This window comes from Gammaproteobacteria bacterium (assembly GCA_013696315.1).
Taxonomy (GTDB): Bacteria; Pseudomonadota; Gammaproteobacteria; order JACCYU01; family JACCYU01; genus JACCYU01.
In genome coordinates, this window is sequence record JACCYU010000056.1 from 1 (window position 1) to 7,267 (window position 7,267).

Below are 7,267 nucleotides of genomic sequence, written 5' to 3' on the forward strand. Positions count from 1 at the left end.
GCGGGCGCTGCCGTGTAAAACCTGACCCATTGCTCATCTCTCCAGATATGACGATCCAATGTACCACTACACTGCGGGACTAAACACTTTAGTGCTGCGCTACGCCGGCAAGAATCAGCCATTCACCCAGATCACCGACAACGGCAATCTGCTGGAGCGACCGCGCAACAGTCTTACCCGGCTCGAAATCTGGCCCGCGGAACGCAGCGACATCATCATCGACTTTCGACGCTTCCCGGCGGGCGCCAAGGTCTATCTGGCCAACATACTGCCGATGAAGGACGGCCGCCAGCCCGACCGCAAATCGACTCTGAATCCCGACAAGATCGAGAATCAGCTTATCGAGTTTCAGATCGGCGAAGACGCCGTGGACGCGAGCCAGGTGCCCGCTGCCTTCCGCCCGTTCCCGCCAATCAACTTGAGCGAAGTGGTGCAACGCCGCGTGTGGAACTTCGAACGCGGCAACGGCATGTGGCAGATCAACGGCAAGCTTTGGGATCCAGACATTGACCACACGCCAAAGCAACTGGCCAATCCGCCGGTACAGATCAAGCGCAACACGGCCGAGATATGGACACTGAAGAATCTCTCGGGCGGCTGGGAACACCCGATCCATATCCACTTCGAGGAGGGACAGGCGCTCACCACCAACGGAGTGGCGCCTACCGCTGCGCAACGGTCGCGGCAGGACATGTACCGCCTGGGGCGCGAGACCACGATCGAAACGTTCATGCGCTTCCGGGACTTTCCCGATCCTGATTTCGATCCTTCGGTCGAGCTGGGGCGACGCGGCCGCTACGTCACGCACTGTCACAATTTGACGCACGAGGACCACGCGATGATGGCCACCTGGAACATCGTGCCGTAACGGGAGCGTTCGTGCGGAGGCCGCCTGGTCTCCGCGCCGCCAGGCGCTGGGGCGGTCAAATCGGCGCTAGGTGATGGTTCAATCAGGGCGTGTTAACGCTTGTGGTTCGGCAACTGGCACACATTTACACCCGCGTGAATCGCTGGTCGAAGAGCGGCGTGCTGGATCGGTCGGTATTCGCACAGTTGCAGCATGCGCAGATTGTCCGCCTAACAGCGAAGCCGTAGGGCTGGATACTACCGCAGTCATTTTAGCTGGGCTTTATCCCCGTCGTGCCGTCCAAGCAGAATTGAGTGACACGATGGAATTCAACCGAGCGATGTACAAGCGGCGCAATGCGATCGAACGGTTGTTCCGCCGCCTCAAGGGCTTTCGGCGCATCTTCTCCCAATTCGAAAAGCTCGATGTCTCGTACATGCCCTTCATCAACTTTGCACTCGTTGTCGATGGGCTGCGTTGATGTGAACAGGCCCTCCATACAATGGAATGGAGATCACAAGAATGAACACCGTAAACTCATACAATCGCCTTGGTCGCACGGTGATATCAGACAACTCCGTGTGCCATGGCTAACGCCATTCGGTGGCTGTTGAGGCTAGATCCTTAAATTTCGAAGGCGTCCGTCAACATCAACACGGAGATGTGAGATGTTTACACGAAGACGGATGCTAAAACTCGGGCTGCTGGGTGGCGCCGCGCCGTTACTGCGATTGACAGGCGCATCCGCGCAGGTCCCACCTTTCAGTTTCGATGCGCCGAGCCCGCCGACCACGCGTTTCGTGAGGTCGCTGCCGATTCCACCTACAACGCAACCCGTGGCCCGCTTCGCCGCGCCCGATTGTCCGCTGGACATCGTGAATAATGCGGCTACGCGATTCTTTAAAGTCGTTGAGGAAGAGGCCATGGTGTCGCTGCACCCCGAGCTCCCCAACACGCGGGTGTGGCGGTACCGGGACGTGAATACGCCGGCCACAAGTGGCATCGCCTTAGGTCCCACTTTCAAGGTGCGCCAGAACCGGGCGGGCGTCGCGCGGTTCACCAATAACCTGCCTGATCCGAGTTTCGGTTTCGGAGTCAATCATTCCACCGTGCATCTGCACGGCGCGCACGCGGCGGCTCGGGATGATGGCTTTCCCGATGATATTGCCCAGCTTCGGGCCTTGTTCCATCCGGGTGAGAGTCGGGATTACTGCTACCCGCATCGCGACCCCGGTTTCAGCACGGGCGAAGTGGAGCTGGACCTCAACGGGGTGCCCGTGGATCGTCCATCCACCAACTGGTATCACGACCACCTGCTGGATTTCACCGGACCCAATGTCTACCGTGGGCTGTCGGGCTTCTACCTCCACACCGATGAGATCGATACCGGCAACGAAAACGATCCGCCACCGGCGCTCAAGCTGCCGAGCGGCGCCTTCGACATTCCGCTAGTGTTCCAGGATCGGCGCATCGCCCGCGATGGTTCGCTCATTTATCTGCCGGGCGAACACGACGGGTTTCTAGGCGACAAGTGGCTGGTGAACGGCGCGATTCAGCCGTTTCTGCGGGTCAAGCGGCGCAAGTACCGCTTCCGCCTGTTAAACGGCTGTAATGCGCGCCAGTTGATGCTCTTTCTCACCGACAAAGCCGGCAACATCAAGCCGTTTATTCACATCGCGACTGGCGGCGGGCTGATGGATTCCCCCATCAACACCGATCGCATCTTCGCGATTAGCGCACAGCGACATGAGATCGTGATCGATTTTTCAAAGTTCCCGACCGGTACCGAGCTGTACCTCGAAGACCGCCTCGACCAGAACGATGGGCGCGGGCCCGAGGGCACATTCGATGATCCAAAACTTCTGGCCAGGGGGGCGGCAGTTCATCAAGTTCATCGTGGAGAACGCGGTCGCCGATCCGAGCAAGGTGCCGGCTCGACTGCGGCCGTTCGATCCGGTCCCGAAAGCGGTGCTGGCGGCGGCCAAGCGGCGCGAGTTCATCTTTGACGGGCGGCGCGGAGGTTGGGCGATCAATGGCAAATTCGTGGATATCAACAAGCCGATCGCCTCGCCGGCGATCAACACGCCGGAGGTCTGGCGGTTGGTCAACAAGTCCGGCGGCTGGTGGCACCCGGTGCACGTGCATCTGGAATTCATGCGGGTACTGACCCGCAATGGTAAGCAACCCCCGCTGGAGGAGCGCGACGGTCAGTCGCGGATGGATACGGTCATGCTCGGCCCCAACGATGAAGTGGAGGTGTACTTCAAGTTCAGGGACTTCCCCGGCCCCTTCGTGTTCCACTGCCACAATATCGAACACGAGGACATGTTCATGATGGCGAGATTCGACGTGGTTGGATAGCTTTGTGCCGGCGCCGCAATAAAGATGCGGCGCCGGGGCGGAGGCGTCGTCTTTTAATTGTATCCAAGGAGAAAAGCAGCAATGGTCAAAATTAATCGAAAGAGTCTGTGGCCCGTAGCGTTGAGCCTGGCGGTAATTGCGCTGACGAGCGAGGCGCACGACGGTTCGGAGCATCAGGGCGAGGCATCCGCGCCATCGCCGCGGCAGGCAACCAGGGTCGCGTCGGCGATGGACAGGATGGAAGGCTACTTTCCAAACGTGGCGCTGCAAACGGACGACGGCGAGACGGTGCGGTTCTATGACGATCTGATCAAGGGCAAGTCCGTCATCATCAGCTTCATGTACACGAGCTGTACGTCCGTGTGCCCGCTGACCACCAAAAATCTCATGGCCGTGCAACGCGCGCTGGGCGACCGCGTGGGAACAGATGTGTTCCTGTACGGGATTACCCTGGACCCGGCGCACGACACGCCCACCGTGCTCAAGCGCTTTGCGCGGGCTATCGGGGCGCAACCCGGCTTCACCTTCGTCACGGGAACCCAGGCGGATTAATATCGATCTGGTGCGCCACAAGCTGGGCGTTTACGACCCCGACCCGGTGATCGACGCCGACAAATCCCAGCACGGGGCGTTGTTCGTTTACGGCAACGAGGCGACCGGCAAATGGCAGGCGATACCCAGCATGCTGCCCGCCAGCCGCATCATCAGGAGCTTAGGGGCGGTGATGTGAGGTGCCGGACCGCGGAGGCGCCAGGTCTCCGCGGTCTCGCGACGGCCATACGGCTCAGCCGCAAAACGTGCTGTATACATGATCTACGCAAGCAGGAAGTTGCTTTCGGTCAACCATTCAAGAAACGAGGAATTTTTCGATGAACACCAAACCCGTATTAACCCGTTTGATAGCTGGCGCGCTGGTCGCCACGTTCACCTGCGCGCAGGCCGATGCCGCAACCATTCTGGTCAGGTGCGACAAGAGGGTAAACCGATCCAGTATCTCGGTCGATGGCAACAATCTCGTCGCCAGGTTTCTACGCTGCCGGGCGCAATCGGGCATCAACCTGCGAACCACGCGGCTCAAGCGCACAGTGGGCGATGAGCTCGAGTGCGATTTCGACAGCAATTTGAATGATTATCGCGGCTGGCGCCACTCGCATTCCAGCCAACTTCATCCGGGGCCGGCAGGTCACGGGGAAGCTCATCAACCGCTTCGGCCGCACGGTAATCTCGGACACCTCCATATGCCGGGTCCGTTAACGCCGCTTTAGCACGTTCCGGCCGGGAACCTCGCATTCGTCGGAGGTTCCCGTCGCACCGGTCGTACACACCGTGCGATAGCGGTCGAGCAACGGCAGCGGCTAGGGGGACGACAGTGCTTCCAGGCGATAGAGCATGAGCCGCACCAGTTCGCTTTCCATATCTTCGTAAAGCAGGTCGGCCTCCGCGGCATTACCGAGCACGTCGGTCTCCTCGAACAAAAACTCGCGAGTGACGGCGAGCGTCTGATCCTTGAGCCGCAGGTCATTGCCCTGTCCCTGGAGGTCGAATCTCACCACCGTAAGCAGCTCGAACTCGCGCACCTTGCCGTCGGTTCCGACCGACAGCACGCGCCGCCCACGCTGCTCGCTCTTGATGCGCAGAGCGGCGGTCGCGTGCTCAGAGTCCACCACGGCCACACCGTTCGCGCGCAACACACGCTCCAGCTCCACGCGGAAGTTGTTGTAAGGGCTCAGCCCGTCGATGTGCGTGCGCTTCATTTCCGTCGGCAGATCGGCCTGGGCGCGCAGCTGGAATCCACACGCGGAAACGCACAGCATAAGCGCCAGGCACGCCGCGCCGGCGCCGCGGAGGCCGCGTCCTGCCGGAAGCTTTGCCACGTTAGCCGGCCACGACGTTAACCAGCTTGTCGGGCACGACCACCAGCTTGCGCACCTGCTTACCTTCGATGAAACGTCGCACGTTCTCGTTGCTCAGCGCCGTTTGTTCGATCATCTGGCGGTCGCTGCCTTGGGGCACTTCAATATGTCCGCGCAGTTTGCCGTTGACCTGCACCACCAGCGCCACGGTGTCGCGCTGCAGCGCTGCCTGGTCTATATCAGGCCAGCGACAATCCACGATGGCATCCTCGTTACCCAGCGCCAGCCACAGACTGTGCGCGATGTGCGGCACAATCGGGGACAGCATGAGCACGATGGCTTCGAGTGTTTCCTGCGTGGCAGCTCGGCCTTGTTCAGTGTGATCTTCGAAACGCCCAAGCTCGTTCAGCAGTTCCATATTGGCGGCGATGGCGGTGTTGAAGGTGTAACGCCGGCCGATATCATCGCTCACCTTGGCGATGGTCTCGTGCAGCTTGCGGCGCAATTGCCCGATCGCGGCGGCCGACGATGCCTTTTCCGCGCCGGTCGCGGCATCGTTCACGTGCGCGTAAACCTGTCGCCACAAACGTTTGAGGAAGCGATGCGCGCCCTCCACGCCGGACTCCGACCATTCCAGCGACTGGTCCGGCGGCGCGGCGAACATCACGAACAGGCGCACCGTGTCGGCGCCGAAGCGCTCGATAAGCGCCTGCGGATCGACCGTGTTGCCTTTGGATTTGGACATCTTCACGCCGCCGTTGAGCACCATGCCCTGGGTCAGCAGGCGCGTGAAGGGCTCGTCGCCCTTAACCAGCCCGGCGTCGCGCATGAGTTTGTGAAAAAAACGCGCATACAACAGATGCAGCACGGCGTGCTCCACGCCGCCGATGTACTGATCCACCGGCAACCAGTAATCGGTACGCGCGTCCAGCATGGTCTTGTCGTTGTCCGGCGCGCAGAAGCGCGCGTAATACCATGAAGATTCGAAAAACGTATCGAAGGTGTCGGTCTCGCGCTCGGCCAACCCCTGGCACCGGGGGCATTCCGTGCGATAAAAGTTCGGATCGGTCTTGAGCGGTGAGGTAACGCCTTCGAACGCCACATCCTCCGGCAGCAGCACGGGTAATTGATCATCCGGCACCGGCACAACGCCGCAGGTGGAACAATTGATAATCGGTATCGGGCAACCCCAGTAGCGCTGGCGCGAAACACCCCAGTCGCGCAGACGGAACTGCGTGCGCTTCTCGCCCAGACCTTTAGCGGCCAGGTCGGCGGCAATGGCGTTAATCGCATCCTCAGGGCTTAAGTCGTCATATTTGCCTGAATTTACTATTAGGACATCATCAATATTCTTGGACGCATACCAATCTTTCCATAGGGCGGAATCGAAGCTGTAATACTGGTATTCAGCAGAGCTAGGATCACGTTCTCTCCAAAGAACATGTTCAAGAACCTGTCTGATCGGCAACCCATATTGTCTTGCGAACTCGAAGTCCCGCTCATCGTGCGCCGGCACCGCCATTACCGCGCCCTCTCCGTAAGCCATCAGCACATAGTTCGCGACCCACACAGGCAACGGCTCGTCCGTCAACGGATGCCGCACAGTCAACGTCGTCGGCACGCCCTGCTTTTCTTGCGTCGCGAGCTCGGCTTCGGTCACACCGCGCTTGCGGCAGGCCTCGATAAAAGCGGCGACCTTGGGATCGACTCGTGCCGCGCGCGCCGCCAGCGGATGTTCAGCGGCGACCGCCACGTAAGTCGCGCCCATCAAGGTGTCGGCACGGGTGGTGAATACTTTCAGCGCGCCCTCATCGTACGGAAAACGGATTTCCACGCCTTCGCTTTTTCCGATCCAGTTGCGCTGCATGGCGAGAACTTGCGCGGGCCAGTCGGCTAGCGCGTCCAGATCGTCAAGCAACTGGTCCGCGTAGTCGATGATCTTCAAGAACCACTGCGGGATCTCGCGTCGCTCGACCGTCGCGCCGGAGCGCCAGCCACGGCCGTCGATCACCTGCTCGTTGGCGAGCACGGTCCGATCGACCGGGTCCCAGTTCACGGCGGCCTTTTTTTTGTACACCAGACCTTTCTCTAGCAGACGCAGAAAAAACCATTGTTCCCAGCGGTAATATTCCGGCCTGCAGGTTGCCAGTTCACGCGCCCAATCGTAGCCGAAGCCTAAGCGTTTGAGCTGCGCGCGCATGTAGTC

General features: G+C 60.2%; 9 protein-coding genes. 7 read left to right on the forward strand and 2 right to left on the reverse strand.

From position 1 onward, the window contains the following. The first annotated feature begins 58 nt into the window (after positions 1-58). The 7 genes from H0V34_03255 to H0V34_03285 all read left to right on the forward strand — a co-directional run bounded on the left by H0V34_03255 (position 59) and on the right by H0V34_03285 (position 4,473). Positions 59-868 (forward strand): multicopper oxidase domain-containing protein, encoded by an 810-nt coding sequence (locus H0V34_03255; GenBank protein ID MBA2490754.1) that lies wholly within the window; start codon positions 59-61, stop codon positions 866-868. A 70-nt stretch (positions 869-938) separates the two neighbouring features. Then, positions 939-1,328 carry a transposase gene (locus H0V34_03260; protein MBA2490755.1) on the forward strand — a complete coding sequence of 130 codons (390 nt, stop codon included), beginning with the start codon at positions 939-941 and terminating at the stop codon, positions 1,326-1,328. A 205-nt stretch (positions 1,329-1,533) separates the two neighbouring features. Beyond that, on the forward strand, positions 1,534-2,853 hold the full coding sequence (locus H0V34_03265; protein MBA2490756.1) for a hypothetical protein: 1,320 nt from the start codon (positions 1,534-1,536) through the stop codon (positions 2,851-2,853). Next, positions 2,816-3,208 carry a multicopper oxidase domain-containing protein gene (locus H0V34_03270; protein MBA2490757.1) on the forward strand — a complete coding sequence of 131 codons (393 nt, stop codon included), beginning with the start codon at positions 2,816-2,818 and terminating at the stop codon, positions 3,206-3,208. The genes H0V34_03265 and H0V34_03270 overlap by 38 nt, the downstream gene beginning before the upstream one ends. An 81-nt stretch (positions 3,209-3,289) precedes the next feature. Next, positions 3,290-3,760 (forward strand): SCO family protein, encoded by a 471-nt coding sequence (locus H0V34_03275; GenBank protein ID MBA2490758.1) that lies wholly within the window; start codon positions 3,290-3,292, stop codon positions 3,758-3,760. A 10-nt stretch (positions 3,761-3,770) separates the two neighbouring features. Beyond that, positions 3,771-3,938, forward strand: coding sequence for a hypothetical protein (locus H0V34_03280; protein ID MBA2490759.1), 168 nt, complete (start codon positions 3,771-3,773; stop codon positions 3,936-3,938). A gap of 139 nt (positions 3,939-4,077) precedes the next feature. Beyond that, the gene (locus H0V34_03285; GenBank protein MBA2490760.1) at positions 4,078-4,473 is read left to right on the forward strand and encodes a hypothetical protein; all 396 of its coding nucleotides are present in this window, start codon (positions 4,078-4,080) and stop codon (positions 4,471-4,473) included. A gap of 90 nt (positions 4,474-4,563) precedes the next feature. On the opposite strand, the gene H0V34_03290 is transcribed toward H0V34_03285, so the two are convergent. Further along, entirely contained in the window at positions 4,564-5,082 is a 519-nt protein-coding gene (locus H0V34_03290; protein MBA2490761.1) for a hypothetical protein, read from the reverse strand. A gap of 1 nt (position 5,083) precedes the next feature. After that, the coding region (locus H0V34_03295) for a leucine--tRNA ligase (GenBank protein ID MBA2490762.1) at positions 5,084-7,267 on the reverse strand (2,184 nt) is incomplete at its 5' end.

Coding starts and splice junctions, on each gene's coding strand:
- H0V34_03255 (MBA2490754.1), top strand. CDS start 59: ATGTACCACTACACTGCGGGACTAAACACTTTAGTGCTGCGCTACGCC.
- H0V34_03265 (MBA2490756.1), top strand. CDS start 1,534: ATGCTAAAACTCGGGCTGCTGGGTGGCGCCGCGCCGTTACTGCGATTG.
- H0V34_03275 (MBA2490758.1), top strand. CDS start 3,290: ATGGTCAAAATTAATCGAAAGAGTCTGTGGCCCGTAGCGTTGAGCCTG.
- H0V34_03285 (MBA2490760.1), top strand. CDS start 4,078: ATGAACACCAAACCCGTATTAACCCGTTTGATAGCTGGCGCGCTGGTC.